Genomic DNA, 19,674 nt, shown 5'->3' with positions numbered 1-19,674 from the left:
TATGCGCGCCCCTTGATCGGGTGATGCCTTTATTAGAAGCTGAACTCAACGTTCAGCATACAATGTCGATGATCAGGGAATACTGGCGCACCTCTTCCATCATAGTCGCTCTGGTGGTGATACTGGCAGTGCTCATCTACATCCCGCCGAACGGCAACAATCCCGTGCACCACAAGAACAACTTCGCCATTCAGCTCTCGCCCCCTGCTAACGGCACCTGCTATCTCTCGGTCGGCCTGATGCACAACGCGAGCAGCAAGGACATCGGCCAGGATGTCGGGAACAAGATCGACGATTTTTCCAGTATGGTGGGAAAGAATCAGTCGGTGTACTTCGACGTCTGGGGCGATCTGTGGGAATCGAAAGAAGCGTTCTGGCAGCTGGATAGCTACGAGCCTCTGCTGGAACAGGGAAAGATCAAGGCCATCGGAATAAACATATGGCCGTCGGTCAGGGCCGACTCTGCCCATGACAACTACACGGTGAAGAAGATCGCCAGCGGGGACCAGGATGATTTCATCATCGAGCAGGCCATGAAGGTGAAGGACTTCGGGTACCCGGTCTTCATCCGTTTCGGGGCCGAGTTCAACATCTACCAGGGGCAGACCTATGTGGGGCAGCCTCAGAGCGGCACCTTCATCTTCGGAGAGAACCCGTCCAATTTCATCGACGCCTGGCGGCACTACGTCACGGTATTCCGGGAGCAGAACGTCACCAACGCCATCTTCGTTTGGAGCCCCAACTTCGCCGACTTCGGATCTCACCATTACTCGGAATACTATCCCGGGGACGAGTACGTCGACTGGGTCGGCATCGACCTATACCAGTATGAACCGCGCTCGGACCCCGCCTCGATGATCCGCGGAGTCTACAACGACTACAGCAGCCGGAAGCCCATCGCCATCGCCGAGTGGGGAGCCAACTGGATCAATCAGAACTACAGCGACGCCGACCGCGCCATCTTCGTCGATAAGTTCTTCAGGGCGGTGAACTCGATGCCCCAGATCAAGCTGGTCAACTACTGGTACTACCAAGACTTCAAATTCGATCCAGCAGGTCAACCGAGCACCACCGCCACCTACGCGCAGCGGATATCGGACCCGCGATACATTGGCTAGCGAGGGAACGGCCGAAGGGCGATGAGATTCCATAATGGACGAACGTTGATCGCCTTGGCTGCCCTATTAAAGAGGAAAGATGGTTCAAGGCTTCTTGGACATCCTGCGGGAGGCTTGCAGGTACTCCTCCTCGACCAGACCGCTCCGTTCTTCTGTCCGGGGGGTCTTCGATCCCCAGCCCCGCAACGGATTGGTCCAGGCCTGAATGACAGGCACGGTGGCGATGATGAAGTACGGGATAGTGGTCACCAGTATGGCGAGCACGTTCAGCACTAGCTGATCTGGTCCCTTTGCTCTCATGTAGTTCCTGTCGATCGACCACAGATAGATGGCCACCGGTGTTGCCAGGAAGATGCTGAACCCCATCAGCATGATATACTTCATGGCCTCCACCATCTCGGGTGCTAGCTCCGGATAGATGGCCAGACCGAGAATCGATATGGCCGTCAGAGCCAGACCAGTCATGCCCAGGAACAGCGCGTAGACAGACAGGGGGAAGGGCGACATCAGCCTCGTGACCATTCGTGCCTTCTCCCTCCGGGGCACCTTGTTGTTCTGCAATAACTTCCTCAGTTGGTATGGTCCCCCGGAGGCCCACCGGTACTGCTGCTTGAACCATGCCCCCCAGCCCTGGGTGGTCTGCTCCAGCTCCTCGTAGGGATGAGGAACGATCCTCAGCTCCGGCAGCTTGCCCTCCAGGCGGAGCGTGTACACGTCGTAAGCGAGTCCCAGATCCTCGGTGGGATGGAACGGTGGATAGCCGTCGGTCTGCCGGATGGCATCGATGGTGTAGAAGTAGTTCGTGCCGGAGAAATGGATCACATCGTTCTGGTGCTTGAATATGTAGATAGGGTATAGGATTCGATGCCAGCAGGTGCCCTGCAGGCCGGATTGCTTGCAGACCCAGGGGACATTGTGAAAGTTCCTGACCAGGTAGATCGGTCCCTGGTAGAAGACGTACTTCGAACCGCTCTTCAGCATCTCCTGGTTGATGTAAGCCAGAACGTCTTCATGAGGCCGCGCGTCGGAATCATAGATCCCGATGATGTCCGTCTCAGGGAATAACTTCTCCACTTCGTTCAGCCCCCAGTTCAACGCGCGGCCTTTCGAGGATTGGACAGCCTCGGGCCGCATCTGCGGGTGACGGTAGCTACCATCATAGTTCGGCGGTACGACCGTGATAGCGACGACATCCTTGCCCATTTCCTCGTATCGTCCCTTCAGCCTGGTGACGATGCCGATGGTGGTCTCGAAGGCTGGGTGCTTTTCGTAGAGCTCGGACAGGTAGCGCTCTCGCTTCTCCCGACCCCCCTGCTCCTTGGCGATCAGCTCCTGTCCTTCGACGATGCTCCCCCTGGGATCGTTTCCTATCTCCTCGTCATTGATTTCTTGCCCCCTCAGCTGGGCGAAGGCGATCGGTATCAGCGCCTCGTTGTTCCGGGGGTTGTTGAACTTGTCCAGAGTGGCGATGGCCAGGATCTCGGCCTTGTGCCGGTAGTGGTCGACCCACTTCCGATAGTATTTTTCCTTCAGCCCTTTGAGGTCGGGACGCACGCTTCGTAGGAGCTGAAGCAGCTGTTGCTCTGAGTACCGTCCGTCGAGGATGCTCAGGGCGGTCGGCAGGACGATAGCCGAGTCCCTCTCCTTTTCCAGTTCCTCCTTCTCGTCCAGTATGAACAGTGCGTGGAACTTGCCGGGATAGTAGTTCAGGTTGGCGATGGACTCGATCGTCTCTTCGATGACCTCGGTCTCCTTGTACGCCGGTACCAGGAGCGTGATGTTCTTGCTCCTCTCCCGATCGCGCTCATCGAGGACGATGCGGCCGTTCGCTTTTCGAGGTATGACGAAATGAGTGTACCAGGCGTACTGGGCGAGGTCGAAGATCATGAGCAACGACCCAAGTGTGAATAGGATGTAGGCGAATAGGTACAATTGGGCCAACATTACGAACAGGCTCCGACCTTGACGTTACAAGGAGGGTTGTTTCAATTTAAACCTTCTTCAATTCTGGAAATGACTGGCTAGCCCATTTTGGGATGTGATCGATGCTGTTGAGGGGGCGATCTCGAGCCGCGCCTCCATCGCGATTATCTCACTAGGTTAGGTTATCCGACAAGGCCCCTAGTCAGCGGCTGTGATGGTGCCCAGGAATAGCTATTTAGAGCCACGGCTGAAAATGATTCAACATGCAGGGGCTGACCATCAAGGACGCCGACGGCAAAGACATCGTGATCGACGCCTCCTCGTTAGACGATCTTGTCCGTCGCATCCGGGGAGAGGTCATCTTCGCCAATGATCCTGGGTACGAGGAAGCGAGGCAGGTGTGGAATGCCATGATCGACCGTCAGCCGGCGGTCATCGTTCGCTGTGCCGATGCCGACGATGTGATCGCCTGCGTGCAGATGGCGGCGAAACACAACCTCAAGACCTCGGTCCGGGGCGGGGGACACAACGTGGCCGGCAACGCGGTCAGCGATGGCGGACTGGTCATTGATCTATCTAGAATGCACGAGGTGGTCGTTGACGAGGAGCGCATGATCGCCAGCGTGCAGGGCGGGGCCACGCTCGGCGACGTTGATGGAGGGACGCAACGCTTCGCTCTCGCCACGCCGCTGGGGATAGTTCCACAGACGGGAGTGGCGGGCCTGACGCTCCACGGGGGCCTGGGCTGGCTGCTGCGGCGCTTCGGCACTTCGGCCGACAACCTGGTCGGTGCCGAGATCGTCACCGCCGACGGTGTGCTGCGCCATGCCGGCGAGGATGAGAATTCCGACCTCCTGTGGGCGCTGAGAGGCGGGGGCGGCAACTTCGGCGTCGTCACCAGCCTCGAGCTCAAGCTTCATCGGGTCGGCCCTCGGGTCTGGGCCGGCCTGGTTCTGTATTCATTAGATGACATGGGCGAGGTGTTGCTGGCGCTCGATCGGTACATGAGCGAGGCGCCGGAAGAGCTGACCGCGAACGTGCTCCTGTAGACCACCCCGCCCGTGCCCTCGCTGCCTTTGGAGGTTATGAACAAACCAACGGTAATGATCAACGCCTGCTACTCCGGCCCGATGGAGCTGGGCGAGCAGACGATCGCCCCGCTGAAGCACTTGGGCCGTCCGCTCGCCGACATGTCGAGGCCGCTCGACTACCTCGAAATGCAGGACCTCAAGGGCGCCATGGGGAGCGACGGCACGTCTAGGACGCGAAACTACTGGAAATCGATCTACATCAACGAGTTGAGCTCGGACATCGTTGATGTTCTGAGAACCGCGACGGAGCAGCGACCGTCGGAGCTCAGCACGATCTCGATCTACTACCTGGGAGGCGCCTACACTCGCGTACGGGCGGAGGAAGCGGCCTTCGACAACCGCGACCAGCGCTTCCTCATCTCAATGGAAGCGACTTGGACGGAACCTGAGGATGATGATACGAACATACGATGGGCTCGTGATGCCTTCGACGCCGTGCGCAGGGGCGCGGAAGCTCGAGTGTACTTAAACTTCGCCGGCTTTGCCGAGGAGGAGGGGACGGTAGAGCGTGCATTCGGAAGCAATATCGATCGACTGAGAGACATCAAAGCGAGGTACGACCCGGAGAACCTGTTCCGCGGGCACCTCGATGTCCGTCCCTCGATCCGGACGGTCACCGCTTCGCGGTCGAAATGAGAACCGTCGGATCTCGGAAAAAGCGAGTTACGGCACGAGCCCCGATGATGTTTTACATTCGCATCTGAGCTCTAACACAGGAGGCTTGCTCTGTACCACTGACACTGAAGTCCTAACCATTATCCGCGTTCACTATTTCGGCCGGCCGTGGACGGCTATCCTCTGGTTTTGCTAGGCGTGACGCTGCTTGCCGTGGCGTATTCCATACAGAAGATCCAAGGCAAGATGAAGGAGCTGACGAACGCGATCGATCTGGGCTTCAAGTCCATCGAGGACGGGATAACCAATAACGTGAAGGGCGCAATCGTTCAGGCTACAAGCTCGGTCGACCAGTACTACACGACGCTGGAGAAAAGCATCGTGGTCAAGGTCCTGGGGACGAGCGGAACGGAGGGCATCCTGGACCGGGGGTTGAGCGTCATGGACTTCGCCAGCGATATCTGCGTCGAGGTGGGCGACGACATCGCCCAGGGAAAGCGATTCCTAGCCAAGGATATCCGGGGGACGACGGCGAAGATGGAGACGGTGCTTCGAGATACAGCGACCCCGCTATCCGATGCCGGGGGCTTTTTCAAGATCATCGGCGACGGGATCAACATTCCGCTTCCGGGAGAGCCGCTGAAGCCCCTGGCCAAGCCGTTCTACGACATCGGGGCGACTTGCACCTCGATAGGCAAGAACTGCACCGACGCTAAGCACGATCTGGAGGACGCCGACAGGAAGATCATCGATGCCGAAGTGTATCTGGGACAGCTGTCGACCAAGGTCAAGGGGTACGGCCCACAGATAACGAAGATGAGGGACGAGGTGAACACGCTGATAACCGACGGCATCAACGACTCGATGAGGGACGTCAAGAGCGTAACGGACAGCGTCAAGCTGATCTTTTCCTCAGTGAGCACGGGAGCTGACAACGTGGTGAAGAACATGAGGAGCGCTAACGCAGCCCTTGACCAAGAGATCAACGGCATCTTCCGGCGGCAGCACGTCGCCGCCCTGGTGACGGCCGGGGTGGCGCTGATCGCGGGGGGAGCGGCGGTAGGACTGTGAACTCAACCATCGCCCCACCATGTGAGGAAACGAGCAGCATTTAGCTCCTCGTTTGCTGATGGGTAACTGACAACCTTAGGCGACATCCTAGGGTAAACGTTCGCTCTGATCGGCGTGCCGGAACGACACCGTCGAGACCGTTCAGATATGGCACGGCCAGGATAGTTTACATGCCCATTCCAAAGATAGAAGATGTGGCTGATTCATTGATTGTTATGGTGATGACCGATGGTAAGTTTGCCCGAGGAAGTGAAGCGGGTTGTCAACGACCCCAAGGCCTCAAAGACCATTGCTACCAAGTTCCCTGACGGAAAGATTCACACCATCTACATGGGCAGCCTGATATCATCTTCACCGGATGAGCTGGTCTTCGCTCATATCCTGATGAAGCGGACGCAACAGAACCTGGAGAACATGAAGAGAGAGGATGAGCTTGTCTCAGTGCTGGTGACCCTGGAGTCGGCTTCGTACGAGATCATGGTCAAGGTCGGCGATTATCTGACCTCTGGACCCAAGGTCGATGATATGGTCGAGGTGCTGAAGGCCCAGGGCATCATGGAGCGCATGGAGCGGTTTGGGATGAAGCTGTTAGGGATCTGGATCCTTATCCCCGAGGAGATATGGGACCAGAGGCCCGGACCCCATGCTGGGACGAGGATCGTCTGACATTGTTCCTAAAACGTTTTAACGATCAGCCCTCGGGCTCTTAGTGATGGTAGAGAATACCTGTGGGCGTCTTCAATAATGACAAGGGGAAGTACTACACCAATCAGACTCTAGAAAAGATGAGCCCCCCTTAGCCTCTGGGGGAAGCAATAGGGAATTGTTGGGCATTGAGCGGGCGTGACGAGAGAGGAATGCAGACAGATGGGCGCTGCATCCTCTCTTAGCGAGCCTATATGGTGGCGCCGAGAATTCTTACCGGCCCCACGTATAGCTTGGACACACCTCTTCAACGCCTGTGCCTATGCAGTTCCTTCCTTACTTGTACTCCTCGCATTGTTCTTGCCGGAAAATCCCCAGAAGTTGAGATAGAGAACCATGGTGACGAAGCTGACGACGAACGCGATCAATCCCAGGACCCAGAAGGAAATAGGTATCCCTCTGATGAAATCATCTCGTACCGGGACGCGGTTGATGACGATGCGAAAGACGACGTAAGCCCAGAGCAGGAAGCTGTAGAGGCAGGTTGCTAACATTGAGGCTCTGATCAAGCGAGACATAGTTACGAAATTGAATTATTAGATGAAGAAATATAAATAGTAAACGGTAATTCTCTGCCACCTCCCCGTGGATCCTTCCCTTCGGGCTAGGGTCGCCTAATCATTAGAATAAGCACCCCCCGAAGATCGTTGGCGGGAGCTGTTCTATTTCATTGATTGGCCTTCGAAGCATATGTAATCACTCGTGTCGGAGAGACTCCATCGGACTGAGCTTTGAAGCCCGCCACGCCGGATATGTGGCAAAGATGATGCCTACTATCGCCCCGAAAGCCACGGCCATAATGGCAATGATGAGGCTGAACTCGGGCACTATGACAATGTTGCCATAGATGCCAAGGCTCGACCAGGAGATGACGTTGTCGTTGTTGATGATAGATGTGGCCACGCTCGCCAAGCCGTAACCCACAGCCACGCCGATGATGCTTCCGATCAGGCCGATGAGACTGGCCTCGCACAAGAATATGCTCAGGACTTCTCGGTCTTTCAAGCCTAGAGACTTGAGCATGCCGATCTCCCTCGTCCTCTCGGTCAGGGAGATGGTCATGGTGTTCATGATACATATGCCGGCGATGAACAGGGTAATGCCGGCCACACCGAAGACGAACATATCGAGCGTGGAAAATACCCGCGTGACCACGTTGTCGACGAATCCGGAGGAGATCACTGAGACCTTGCCGTCAAAGGTGTCGTTGATTATCGCCGACACCGCCATCTTGGTCCCTTGGCTGTCGTCGGCGAGCTTGACGATGATGAGGCTGCACTGGTCCGTTTTAAATAAGGATTGGGCCTGAGCAATGGGGATATAGACGGACGAATCGCTCATAGCCCCCACGATGATCGGCCCCAGAGAGTTCATTACGGCCTTTACAGTGCCGTTGTACGAAAGATCCTTATTGTCCTGGGCGCTCGTCCTCTGCCTGACGATCTCGGCCGTCGAGCCCAAAGGGAACGATATGGTGCCATTCAGCCAGGGATCGTTGGCCCGTGCGCCTAGGATGATAGTATCGTTGGAGGGGTTTGAAGGTATAGACCCATCCTTCGCTACGAAGGAATCGCTGTACACCTGACGATACTTGTCCATATCGATGCCGACGATGTTGACTCCCACGGTGGTACCGTTATTCGTGATGGTTCCAGTACGCTGAATCACTGGAGCTGCAATAGAGACTCCACTTATGCCTTCGATGGCTGTGGTATCATTGATCGAAAGCGTACCTCCATCCTTGGCCACCAGGGTAAGGTTGGATGTGCCGAGACCGTGCACCAGCTCGTTCTCCACCGTGCTCTCCAAACCCTGGGTTATCGATAGCAAGGCTATGATAACAGCGATGGCCATGGTCACACCTAATGAAGTGAGGGCGGTGCGCAGCTTGCGGCGCTTCATCGACCCTAAGGCGTAGCTGGTGATGTCCCTCGCGAACATAGTGCTACCTTGTAGTCGGCTTTTACCTTGCTTTTGGGGGGGTCGATTCTGCCATCTTTGATCGAAATAATTTTATCAGCGTGGTGGGCGACAGCTGGGTCATGTGTCACCATTATAATGGTCGTTCCCTGACGGTTGAGTTGCTTGATTAGTCTCAGCACTTCGTTCACGTTTTTGGAATCTAGATTTCCCGTTGGCTCATCCATTAAGAGATATGTAGGATCACGGGCCAGCGCTCTAGCTATGGCCACTCGTTGTTGCTCCCCCCCAGATAACTCACTCGGTTGGTGGTCCAGCCGGTCCTGCAGTCCTACTCGTTCGAGCACATATTCGGCCTTCGCCTTCCTGATCGAACGTGGGACTTTGGAAATACTCATGCCGAGTTCTACATTCTCCTGTACGTTGAGATTAGGAAATAAGTTGAAAGCTTGGAAGACGAAGCCAATCCGGCTGCGGACCTCTGAGAGGCCCGAAGAATCCAGAGTGGTGAGATCGATGTCTCCTATGAAAACCTTGCCCTCCGTCGGGCGGTCCAACGCGCCGAGGATAGCTAAGAGGGTGGACTTGCCACAACCCGAGGGGCCAGTGATCGTTATGTATTCGCCTGGGCGGATTTCAAGGTCTATTCCGGCCAATGCTTCCACTCGAACCTTGCCTGATTGGTAAATTTTACGTACCTTCTCCATCCTTACCGAGGACACGACACTATAATGGCCTACAGTGCCACCAATGTCCTGGGGTTGTCTCCAGAAAGACCTAGAAGGATTAGTGCAATCGGTCACTAAATTAAAGCATTTACAATTCAATATATATCACGTCTTATACTATTATCAAAGGAGGGTCATATTTTTTATATAAAAATACATAAAGATTACAATGTAAACACTATTTAATAATCATATATGTTTAATAAAAAATGAGGCTAATCAGCCCCCAACATCAACATGATAAATGGGTATCGTATTTTAAATTATACATAAAAAAAAGGCTAGATCGGGCATCCTTGTCGCAATATAGACTATAAAAAAGGAGAGTTTTTTTAAGTATCGAATATTGTTGTAGAGGCTGGATGCTTCCTAGACCTTTAAAAAATGTAAAAAAATATACAGATTCAATATCTCTGAGTGAAATAAAAAGGTCCTATAGCAACCCATTCTATTCTAACACTACTTACATTATTCTCTCTTCTATGATGGGGTCTACAATTGGCCTTATCTATTGGATAATCGCAGCTAGGTATTATCCTGAAGAAACAGTTGGAGTGGCTACAGCAATAATTTCCCTAATAGGTCTTATTGTAAGCATATCGTTAATTGGCCTTGATCAATCCCTAATAAGATATTTCCCTGACTGGGATAAATCAAAAATAGTCACAACAACTTTGCTTATAACTTCTACACTATCAGCACTGATGGGGCTCTTTACTATCGAATTTGCCCGGTATTTGTCTCCATCCTTAACGATTATTGATCAAAGCGGCACAATAATTTTCTTAATTTTTGTAATACTCCAATGTAGCTCAGGGATTATGAGCAATGCATTTATTGCAATGCGAAAGGCCAGATATACTTTTATTCAAACAATCATTATGAGCTCTAGATTAATCTTATTAGTCGTGTTTATATCTCTAGGTGTCGCAGGAATATTGTTATCTTGGGCCTTATCCTATGCAATTGCCTCGCTTGTGGCAATATACCTATTATATGAATTGGGGATAAGGATTAAAAAAATTGATTATGCATTTGTAAAAGAATCATTTGGGTTTTCTATTGGAATCTACGTCTTTGGTAACTTAAACTCCTTTCCCCTAATGATCCTCCCATTATTAGTTTTAAACCTCCTAGGTGCAGTGGCATCGGCCAACTACTATATCGCATCTTCATTCGCCATGATCGCATCTATCATCATCAGTGCCTGTAACACTTCGTTGTTTGTCGAAGGAAGCCATGGTGAAAGGCTGAAGGAATCTGTATTTAAAAGTCTATTAGCTTCAACTGGATTATTAATACCGTTAACAATTGGGGTATATTTGGGAGGGGGTTTTCTACTTAGCTTACTAGGGAAGAGCTATGCAACAGGTGGTTTTGAGTTATTGAAGTTATTGCTTATTGCTAATTTATTTAACATTCCATATGGCGCATATTATACTATCTTAAAAATCCAGAAAAACATTAAAAGGTTGATAGAACTGGGAGCTTTGAATTGTATATTTACTTTAGGACTATGCTACCTCCTAATGCAGATGTATGGCCTAAATGGAATTGGATACGCATCTATCCTTGCGAATGGTATTGAGATTATTATCATTCTTCCTTTAATGATGAGGGGCTTAGTCTAGAATCAAAGCAATAGTGTTCGTTGTCTTCCTATTGAGTTTGAAGTGTGTTTATATAAAATATCATCAACGAGATTGAAGCTATAAACGATTGCGGCTATGCTAATTAAGATACAATCATAATAATGTCTCTAATGTTGAGTAAGTAATAGCCTCTTGTTTCTTTAATTCGTTCATGGCTTTGATGAGTGAGTCCTGCACTAACGGATATTCATTGATTATTAAATCTAACTTTTCAAGAACTTGTAACTTGTTGATATTCTCTATTTCCATATCATTCCTTGGGGAATAATTCAATAAACCTATACGCCTTAGAAACTCTCTACTCTTCGAGTGATAAATTAGCCCGATAACAGGTACACCTAGTGATGCCGACATTATCTGGCCGTGCAGTCTAACACTAATAACGACATCCATCGTCTTTAACAATTTTAACGCATCGTGTGGATTCTTAACAACTTCAATTTTTATTTCAATCCCACGCTTTTCAAATATCTTTCTTTGAATCCATTCTGCCAATAGTGCCTCATCTGGATAAAAATAAGGGATAAGTATTGGCGCCAGTCCACGATCCAATATTCCATCAACAATACCGACATATGATTCTCGCAACCGATCCCATTCAGGTTGTTTGTTTGGCCAGAGTTCTTCTCGGTGGAAAAGGGGAGTGAATATCAACCCAACCCTTTCAACTTTCGATCCCTTTTTTATATTTGAATATAAATTTTCGAATGCTGGGTATTGTTCGGGGAGATTGATTGCCGGGTCAGCAGTAACTGTAATTGTTTTTTTTACACCGCACTTTAGCAACCATTTTTTTGAATCTTCGTCCCTTACGGTAATAACATCAACAAAGTGGTTTAGGAAAAAACGAGTAAGGTGCCGACCAATGAAAGTTGTCAATGGTCCCGCGCCAATAGCATAAACTGCCGTCTTCCCACCCCTTGCCCGGACAAATATTAAGGGTGCGAGCCAGCGAAGAATGACGCGCCAAGATTGCCAATCACTAAGCATTCCACCTCCACCGATTAAAAATAGATCAGCATTGCTCAGGACATTTATTGTCTTTAAAAAATCACCTCTAAAAAAAGTCAATGCAAAATCTGAATAGTCGTCTGGGAATAAATTATTGACAGCAATAACGTTGTGTATTTCAGAAGTATTTTTTGGGTTGTCTGAAAGAACTATAAATTTTGCGGATGGTATTTTAACAGATAATTTCAATAATATGGAGGATAGAATGGCCTCGTCACCTATATTTTGGTGACCATACCACCCAGAGATAACAATTTGAATCCTCCTTTCGTGATTCATAGGGGGGCAGAATCCACCAGCTAATAGATGGACTTTATCATCCCAGACCTCGGCGTCACACTAATCTACTGAACTAAACGGCTATCTAGTTAGTATTTAAATAAAAGAGCGGCGATTTTCGAATATATTTCGTATTCTAGCCGACGTAGAAAGACATGAGATTCGATGGTGAACCGATTACCGATTATTAAGAACACTGTCTCCGCGTTGTTTTGTTTACTGTACTGAGCCGCACTCGGTTCGCCCAGTGCTGCTAAAACGAGACCATCTTCTGATAGTTTGTTTCTGATCTGACAAATATTGGCGAGCATTCTTCGTGATGCCTTATGCCGGCACAGCACCGCGCTGCCTGGCCGTAGCCAGGTATGCTTCGATGCAATTTGTCGATCAGCCAACAAACACTTTGGCGATACGTTGCTCGGCAGCCTGTCCCGAACATTAACGGAGATCTGGTTCTCGAGCATTTTCGAGCTCGTTAATGAGTGAGAGCACCACAAACGAATCGACTTCAATCGCAGCGTGCATTGTGACTCGTCTTGCATTGCTTTCAGACTATGATTTACCTTCTTCCATTGCCGGTTTCGGCCGATAAATCCAGTGGCGTAAGTAGCTAGGATAGTCGAGCGTCCTAGTGGTGTTACCACCGTGTAATCGCTGTCAAATAGTATCCACAAAGCATTGCGGTTCTTGCAGCTTAGGACAAAGACTCTGCACCCTTTCCAACGAAAAGCACTCTTGGAGCGGAGTCTAGGAGCGCCTAGAGCTGCTAGAATGTCGAACTTAATAGCCAGTGGAAAAGAAAGCGATCATCAGATCGCCTTCTGACATTGGTCTTCGGCCAATGCTCTACCATTGTTACCGGAATGGGAAGGAATCGGCCTGCTCTCGAATCCGTGCATGGTTGGATAGATATCAGCTATCGGCCACCTGTTGCATCTGGTTCCAATCGATACCAGATTAAGAGCAGAGCCATATGGGATACTAGTCGTACGAGTCTGGCATGATAGCCATTTCATTGTACTCCTTTTCAACCATGGGCCCATAAATATATGCGCATTGTAATCATATGTAATAGGTTTTTTCATACATTATACTATTTTCGAATATATTTTGTCTCAACCTTTCCTTCCCTTTTCAGTTTCAAATACAATTTATTTTTTCTTACCAAATCCTGATATTTATTTTCATCTCTCATCTTTATTATTTTGGCGGGATTTCCTCCGACAATCGCAAGTGCGGGAATGTCTTTTGTGACGACAGAACCCATACCGACTACTGCGCCTTCACCTATGGTAACTCCTGGACAGATAACAACATTAGATCCAATCCATACATTCCTATTGATACGCACTTCCTTTAAAAATGTTATATTGTCGTATGGAATCATTTCTCCCTCATAATTATGATTTGATGAATGGATGACGACACGAGGGCCGATAATAACATTTTCCTGAATGGTCACCCCACCTATTGCCCATATGTATGATTCAGGGCCGATATAAACGTGATTTCCAATCTTAATATTTTGAGGCTCATCAATAATTGCTCCACCACATATCGTTACATCCTCTCCACACTCATTTATCCGTTTAATCATTCTATATGTTAATAAACGCCGAATCATATTCACCAGCCTACGCCCATTCAAGATAACGGTATGGCTCATTACACCTTCTCTCCGTATCATTTATTCTAAAGAGTGAAAATGTCACATTGCCAACTAAAAATTAAACATTATACAAATGATACGCAATAAAAAAGGTGTGATTAGAAGCATAAATTGACTATTAGGAAATTTAGATTGCCACAATCATCCCATCCAAAAGATACACTATGTGTAAGCAACTTCATCTGGACAGACATATATTTGGTTAAAACCTTCCGACTCCATTGCTATCCTCGGATCGTAATCGAGTTTATAAGGAGCTGATGAAACGACAAATGGATGATTTAATATTTGAGTTCTTAATATAATCACAGTTCCATCATGATGAAAACTTCCGTTGATAAGGTCAACATCAAATGAAGTTATATTTGTTGATTCGACATAATAATAGCTTTTTATCACGCTATCGTAAGAGGAAGCAAAATCATAATCAGACGATAGCTTATCCACATAATGACTAATGACAAACGATGCTCCAATCATTTCCCCAGTAGTGAATGCAGATCGGATTGATGTGTCGGATGACAATATTGGGCCATCAATATTTGCCAAAGGAGACATGATCATCATGAATGTGAAAAGGAGTGTGACAATCGATAACATTCCGAGTTTTACTTTTTTATTTTTTATCGTACTGACTGATATGGATATAGATATTGCTAAAGGAACCGCCCCAAGGATTACAGCAAGAGAGAACCATCTCCCTTCGATTAACGATTTATCCGTAATTGTTGTTATGAACGGAATGAGAAATATTATGGCACCAGAAAGAGCAAATGAGAAAATGTTAGACTTCTTATAGTTCCTTGATATCATACATAAATAACCAAAATAGGCCAATGAAGAAAATATAAAAAATCCAAGGTTTGTAAATATTTTTTCTTCAAATGGTATTGATTCTGTATATGCCCTTAGCGTATTTTCAAGCGGCACTGCGACTTGGGCGAGATAATCTCTACTGAAGCCCCATTTTACCCAACTAGTCAGATTATACAAACTACTACCAGAGGCATAGGCCCACCATCCAAGCATTAAAGAGATGAGCAGGAGGAAGAGACCAAATGAATTTTTATTATTTTTGATTCTAGCCACAATTAGTGTATAATATCCATTTGATGCAATCCATGCTAAGAGAAAAACCGCCAAGCATACTGCAGCGATTGTATGCGTCATTACCAATATGATCATAAATAATAATACTAAGAGCGTGGCTGACGTTGATTTTTTATCTTTAAAAATAATCACTAAGAAGATAATGGCAATTACATAGATGAAACCAAGAGCATTTGGAATCGGCCAAATACTCATATTAATATGATAATTAGTCACACTTAAAAACAATGAAGCTAATAAACCAATTCTCTCGTTAAACAAGTGTTTACCAAGACCATATACGACCAATGTGTCGAAAATTATCCGAAAAATGCCCACAGAGATAACAGAGGCAATGTTATAGTTTAGGCCAGTAACGAGGATAGCGGTACCTATATCTAAATGAAATATTGGAAGCATTGAATATGAAGTTCCAGACGGGATGCTTCCAATACTAATCATTTTCATTGTAACCATTTGATGAAACCAAGTGTCCATGCCAACTACAGTAGGATAGAGGCTAACTTGAGAAAATACAAGAATAGAGGCAAGGATAATTATTTGTGGTATGACTGCGAGAGCGTGCTTTTTACTTGGAAGACATATTATTTCCAAGGACAATATGCCAGAAATAATAGAAATTATGATGAAATACTCAAAAGGACGATAATAAACAAGCTGTCGAGTATACAATAAGATAATTGAGTATGTTATAAGGATGAAAAATACAATAGACAATACCATAAATGGCCTTGAACTGTCATTTACATTTGAATTATCTAAAATGAATTTATTCCGCAAAGCCAGCCATGCAATGCTTGAGATTAATAACAGCATTCCAAGTATTGCATAAAGCAAAAAGTCAAAAAAAACCGAAAACGCGATAAAACATGAAAGAAAAATAGTAGCTACTTTTGCGATAATAAAATCTGGATCATTTATGAATTCCAAATTTTTCATGAACTTGCCATCTTAGTAGTGTTAGCCATTTATTCTATATATTTAATAACTTCCTTTAACACGTATTGTCATAACGATTATTTTCGTGTTTGGATGGTTTAAAACGACAGCGTAACATTCAACATGTGACAGAATATTAATATTCTTTTAAACATTCGAAACTTGGCCGATGAAGATATTAATGTTCACTCCTAATTACTATCCAAATATTGGCGGCGTAGAGAGGCATGTAAAATCTGTTGCTGAGAACTTGATAAAACATGGGGATAAAGTCACCATAATAACAAAAAAAACTGATTCTGCCGCATTGGATTTTGAGATAATTGAAGGTGCAAATGTTATCAGGGTAGCATACAAGACGTTACCTGAGATGTGGTTATGGATATTACAAAATATAAAATTGATAAAAGAATCAGATGTAATTCACTGTCATGATTATGCTTCTTTTATCTACTGGTACCTCCCCTTTCGCTTTCTTTTTCGATCGAAGCGTGTGTATATTACGTTTCACGGATTTGAGGGAAAAGTACCGATACAAACTATGGCAATTTTGTTGAGGAGTGTAGCAGAAAAATTAACTCGCGGGAACATCTGCATTGGACATTTCATCCCCAAATGGTATGGAACGAAACCAACTTTTATTTCATATGGTGGTGTAGCCAATTCTTTCTCAAGCAGAGAAGTTGGGGTAGAAGCTAACGATGCAATATATATAGGGCGACTTGAAAAAGATACGGGGATATTGACGTATATTGCAGCTTTGATAGTTTTAAAAGAAAATTATGGAATCGATATCAAATTGACCATTTGCGGTGATGGAAGCTTAAGGGATCAGATTGAATATCTTGTAAAAACAAATAGCCTCAAAGTGAATTTATTGGGTTTCGTCGAAAATCCAACACCTTACTTAATAAATTCCAAGTTTGCATTTGTTTCTGGCTACTTGGCCATATTAGAAGCAATGAGCAAAAAAAAAGTTGTGATATCAGTATACGATAATGCAATCAAAAAGGACTATTTAACAATGATTCCAGATTCTAATAAAACCATGATAATCTCTTCATCCGCGGAAGAAGTGGCATCCCACCTTCAGAAACTTATCGATATCGACGCCGATTATGCACGCATGATTGAGGAGGGATATGATTTCGCGAAAAATCATTCATGGGATAGTGTGATGGAAATGTATCTCAAGTTATGGAATGATGATAGTTTATGAGCCATATAAAGAGTTCATTGATACTGACAGTGAAAAATGAGGAGTTAACAATTGGGGATTTTTTTAATTCCTTGTCACATCAAACAAGACAACCTGATGAAATAATCATTGTTGATGGCGGCTCCACAGATAAAACATGTGAAATACTCAACTCCTTGATGTCTGAAAATAATAAAATTCGATTGATTGTTCAACCAGGAGCAAATATTGCGAAAGGCAGAAATATCGCAATACAAAACGCGGCGAATGAGATAATTGCAGTAACCGACGGGGGATGCCAGTTAGATGAGAATTGGTTAAAGAATATGCTCACTCCGTTTGAAAACGATCCAACCATTGATGTTGTTTCTGGATGGTACATACCTGATGCAAGAAACGAATTTGAAAGATGTATTGCGGCTTTAACTGTTCCTCAGGTAAACAAAGTATTGAAAATAAAAGATAAATTCCTTCCATCGAGCAGATCTGTTGCGTTTAAAAAAGAATGCTGGAAAACAGTTGGGGGATATCCTGAATGGCTAAATACGGCCGAGGATACCTTATATGATTTAAATCTTATGAATTCGAATTATAAATTTACGTTTAAAAAAGATGCTATTGTGAAATGGCGTATGCGAACAACGTTAAAAGGCCTATTTAAACAATATTATAACTATTCAAAGGGAGATAGTGAAGCAAAATTATTCATTAAGACGTACCTAATATTTTATCTAATATACTTGTCTGGGTTCACAATGCTCATAGTAGGTTATTTCATTCCGACCATATGGGTGACGCTGGTTGCTCTTACAATAATATATCTCCTTATACCAACTGTAAATGTATTGAAGAGAAGTAAATCTATTAAAAGTATATTCATAACTCCCGTTCTAGTTGTAGTGATCGACATGGCTAAAATTTTTGGATACTATGCAGGAAAAATTTAATTCGATACATGAGAAAGATGTAAGACGCCTATTTAATATTGGGCCATATTCCCATATTCCTGAATCGAGATGAGGGTTAAATGAAAAAAGCTGAAGATTAGTATGGTCTTTTAGAATGAAATAGATAATAAAATTATAAAAAATTACTACTCGGCTTTCTTTAAGATAATTAAACAGATATGCTTGTATATGTAACATTTTTAAGAGCTATAAAACCAAATAACTATGATTTCATATGGCGCTCTTTTTCATCATGATTGCCGTTGACGGTTAAATGATACGACGGTTTAACTGTTCATACATTCTAATTTAATTAAAAAAACTTCTATTTAAATAATCGACAAACAACTGCTTTGTCGACATATGCTGTCAGATTCAACTGAGGCCTTTCGTCCATATGTCGTCGTTGATATTGGGCATTGAGCTCTTTTAAGAAGGACGGCAAATACTTCAAACTTAATATGATCCATAATATTGAACGTACCCAGAATTGCAATCCTTTTTGTAGGACCATTCCATTGTCACCAGAGAAAGATACTGATGACCATTGTTCTAGTTAGAGGGAGAGAGAATGATTCTGCCGTCTTTAGATACTTTAATTCATTGCACGATAGAAATATTGGAGCTCTATTAGTGATGTGGAATAGAGAAACCAGCGAAAAGAGGGTAGAAAAAAAATATGATATAATAGATATAAATATCAAATCGCCTACTGACACAATTGCAGCAATATTTTTTCTCCCATTTTGGTGGTTATTTGAGTTCTTTAAACTATTGAAATTAAAACCTAGTGTCATTGGAGCATTTGACGTTGATACAGCGATTCCTGCACTACTAGTATCAAAAATTTTTAGAAGTAAATTGACATATATAATGTTAGATTATTCGCCAGATTGTTTACCGCATGGCACTCCATTTTTTATAAAAAGGTTTATGGAAATTATCGAAAGATTTATGCTTCGAGAAGCAGATAAAATTGTAATAGTTGATGAGTCAAGAATTGATCAAATAGGCGGTAATGACTTCATTGAAAAAATTCATATTGTTCATAACATACCCTTGAACGCCAATAAAATACAAGATACAAATAACATTAGAATAAATAATGATGATAATATCAATATATTTTATGCTGGCATTCTTCACGAAACAAGGGGATTAGTATGGTTAATCAATTCGATACTCAAGACAAAACATGTTTTTCTAACAGTAGCTGGCAAAGGACCATTAGAGGGATATGTGGCGGAAAAAGCATTAGAAAATCCCAATAAAATAAGTTATGTTGGGCAAATAGATCATGATGAAGTAATGAGATATACAATGGAATCAGACGCGATTATCGGGTTTTATGACCCCACAATACGGAACAATAAATATGCAAGCCCTAATCGATTTTTCGAAGCAATGATATGTTCAAAACCCCTTATAACAAATAAGGGGACATCGATCGCAGATATTATCGAACGTTATAATTCTGGATACCTTATAGACTATGGTGACGAAAATACTTTATCCGAACTAATAACACAGATTTTCCACAATAAAGGTGAGTTATTGAAAAGGGGTGACAATGCTAAACACTTAATAAATAGTAAATATTCAATTGAAAAAGAAAATAGGGTGATATCAGATGTATTTTCATATGCTGCCGATTCTAGGTTGTAAAAAACCTCGGTCTTTGTGTAAATATATTTGATA

Annotated in this window: 16 protein-coding genes; 9 read left to right on the top strand and 7 right to left on the bottom strand. The window is 45.4% G+C overall.

Features of this window, described 5'->3' with window-relative positions; genetic code table 11:
* The first annotated feature begins 68 nt into the window (after positions 1-68).
* Positions 69-1,118: a glycosyl hydrolase gene (locus SA339_04100; protein ID MDW5562387.1), complete on the top strand. Its 1,050-nt coding sequence runs from the start codon at positions 69-71 to the stop codon at positions 1,116-1,118.
* An 84-nt stretch (positions 1,119-1,202) separates the two neighbouring features.
* On the opposite strand, the gene SA339_04095 is transcribed toward SA339_04100, so the two are convergent.
* Entirely contained in the window at positions 1,203-3,062 is a 1,860-nt protein-coding gene (locus SA339_04095) for a glycosyltransferase family 2 protein (GenBank protein MDW5562386.1), read from the bottom strand.
* Between the two features lie 242 nt (positions 3,063-3,304).
* Between SA339_04095 and SA339_04090 the strand changes: the two genes are divergently transcribed.
* The 4 genes from SA339_04090 (at position 3,305) to SA339_04075 (ending at position 6,484) form a co-directional block, all read left to right on the top strand.
* A complete protein-coding gene (locus SA339_04090; GenBank protein MDW5562385.1) occupies positions 3,305-4,090 on the top strand; it encodes an FAD-binding oxidoreductase in 786 nt (261 codons plus the stop codon).
* A gap of 36 nt (positions 4,091-4,126) precedes the next feature.
* Positions 4,127-4,768, top strand: a complete 642-nt coding sequence (locus tag SA339_04085) for a BBE domain-containing protein (protein MDW5562384.1) — start codon at positions 4,127-4,129, stop codon at positions 4,766-4,768.
* 147 nt (positions 4,769-4,915) lie between these two features.
* Positions 4,916-5,818, top strand: coding sequence for a hypothetical protein (locus SA339_04080; protein ID MDW5562383.1), 903 nt, complete (start codon positions 4,916-4,918; stop codon positions 5,816-5,818).
* A 249-nt stretch (positions 5,819-6,067) separates the two neighbouring features.
* On the top strand, positions 6,068-6,484 hold the full coding sequence (locus tag SA339_04075) for a hypothetical protein (GenBank protein ID MDW5562382.1): 417 nt from the start codon (positions 6,068-6,070) through the stop codon (positions 6,482-6,484).
* A gap of 299 nt (positions 6,485-6,783) precedes the next feature.
* Here SA339_04075 and SA339_04070 read toward each other — a convergent pair whose 3' ends face one another.
* The 3 genes from SA339_04070 to SA339_04060 form a co-directional block, all read right to left on the bottom strand.
* Complete coding sequence (locus SA339_04070) at positions 6,784-7,017, bottom strand: hypothetical protein (protein ID MDW5562381.1); 234 nt, start codon at positions 7,015-7,017, stop codon at positions 6,784-6,786.
* A 202-nt stretch (positions 7,018-7,219) separates the two neighbouring features.
* Entirely contained in the window at positions 7,220-8,464 is a 1,245-nt protein-coding gene (locus SA339_04065) for an FtsX-like permease family protein (GenBank protein MDW5562380.1), read from the bottom strand.
* A complete protein-coding gene (locus SA339_04060; GenBank protein MDW5562379.1) occupies positions 8,431-9,150 on the bottom strand; it encodes an ABC transporter ATP-binding protein in 720 nt (239 codons plus the stop codon). The genes SA339_04065 and SA339_04060 overlap by 34 nt, the downstream gene beginning before the upstream one ends.
* A gap of 383 nt (positions 9,151-9,533) precedes the next feature.
* Between SA339_04060 and SA339_04055 the strand changes: the two genes are divergently transcribed.
* Positions 9,534-10,802: an oligosaccharide flippase family protein gene (locus SA339_04055; GenBank protein MDW5562378.1), complete on the top strand. Its 1,269-nt coding sequence runs from the start codon at positions 9,534-9,536 to the stop codon at positions 10,800-10,802.
* Positions 10,803-10,916: 114 nt separating this feature from the next.
* Here SA339_04055 and SA339_04050 read toward each other — a convergent pair whose 3' ends face one another.
* The 3 genes from SA339_04050 to SA339_04040 form a co-directional block, all read right to left on the bottom strand.
* Positions 10,917-12,113, bottom strand: a complete 1,197-nt coding sequence (locus SA339_04050) for a polysaccharide pyruvyl transferase family protein (protein MDW5562377.1) — start codon at positions 12,111-12,113, stop codon at positions 10,917-10,919.
* A gap of 1,093 nt (positions 12,114-13,206) precedes the next feature.
* Positions 13,207-13,710 carry an acyltransferase gene (locus SA339_04045; protein MDW5562376.1) on the bottom strand — a complete coding sequence of 168 codons (504 nt, stop codon included), beginning with the start codon at positions 13,708-13,710 and terminating at the stop codon, positions 13,207-13,209.
* A gap of 234 nt (positions 13,711-13,944) precedes the next feature.
* Positions 13,945-15,831, bottom strand: a complete 1,887-nt coding sequence (locus SA339_04040) for a hypothetical protein (GenBank protein ID MDW5562375.1) — start codon at positions 15,829-15,831, stop codon at positions 13,945-13,947.
* Between the two features lie 169 nt (positions 15,832-16,000).
* On the opposite strand from SA339_04040, the gene SA339_04035 reads away from it, so the two are divergent.
* The 3 genes from SA339_04035 (at position 16,001) to SA339_04025 (ending at position 19,641) form a co-directional block, all read left to right on the top strand.
* Positions 16,001-17,050 carry a glycosyltransferase family 4 protein gene (locus tag SA339_04035; GenBank protein ID MDW5562374.1) on the top strand — a complete coding sequence of 350 codons (1,050 nt, stop codon included), beginning with the start codon at positions 16,001-16,003 and terminating at the stop codon, positions 17,048-17,050.
* Positions 17,047-17,976 (top strand): glycosyltransferase, encoded by a 930-nt coding sequence (locus SA339_04030; protein ID MDW5562373.1) that lies wholly within the window; start codon positions 17,047-17,049, stop codon positions 17,974-17,976. Before SA339_04035 ends, SA339_04030 begins: the two co-directional genes overlap by 4 nt.
* A 540-nt stretch (positions 17,977-18,516) precedes the next feature.
* Complete coding sequence (locus SA339_04025; GenBank protein ID MDW5562372.1) at positions 18,517-19,641, top strand: glycosyltransferase; 1,125 nt, start codon at positions 18,517-18,519, stop codon at positions 19,639-19,641.
* Positions 19,642-19,674: the final 33 nt, after the last annotated feature.

Source organism: Methanomassiliicoccus sp. (assembly GCA_033485155.1).
Taxonomy (GTDB): Archaea; Thermoplasmatota; Thermoplasmata; order Methanomassiliicoccales; family Methanomassiliicoccaceae; genus UBA6.
The sequence above is the reverse complement of the archived record's forward strand: the minus strand, read 5'-3'. Positions and strand labels throughout refer to the sequence as shown.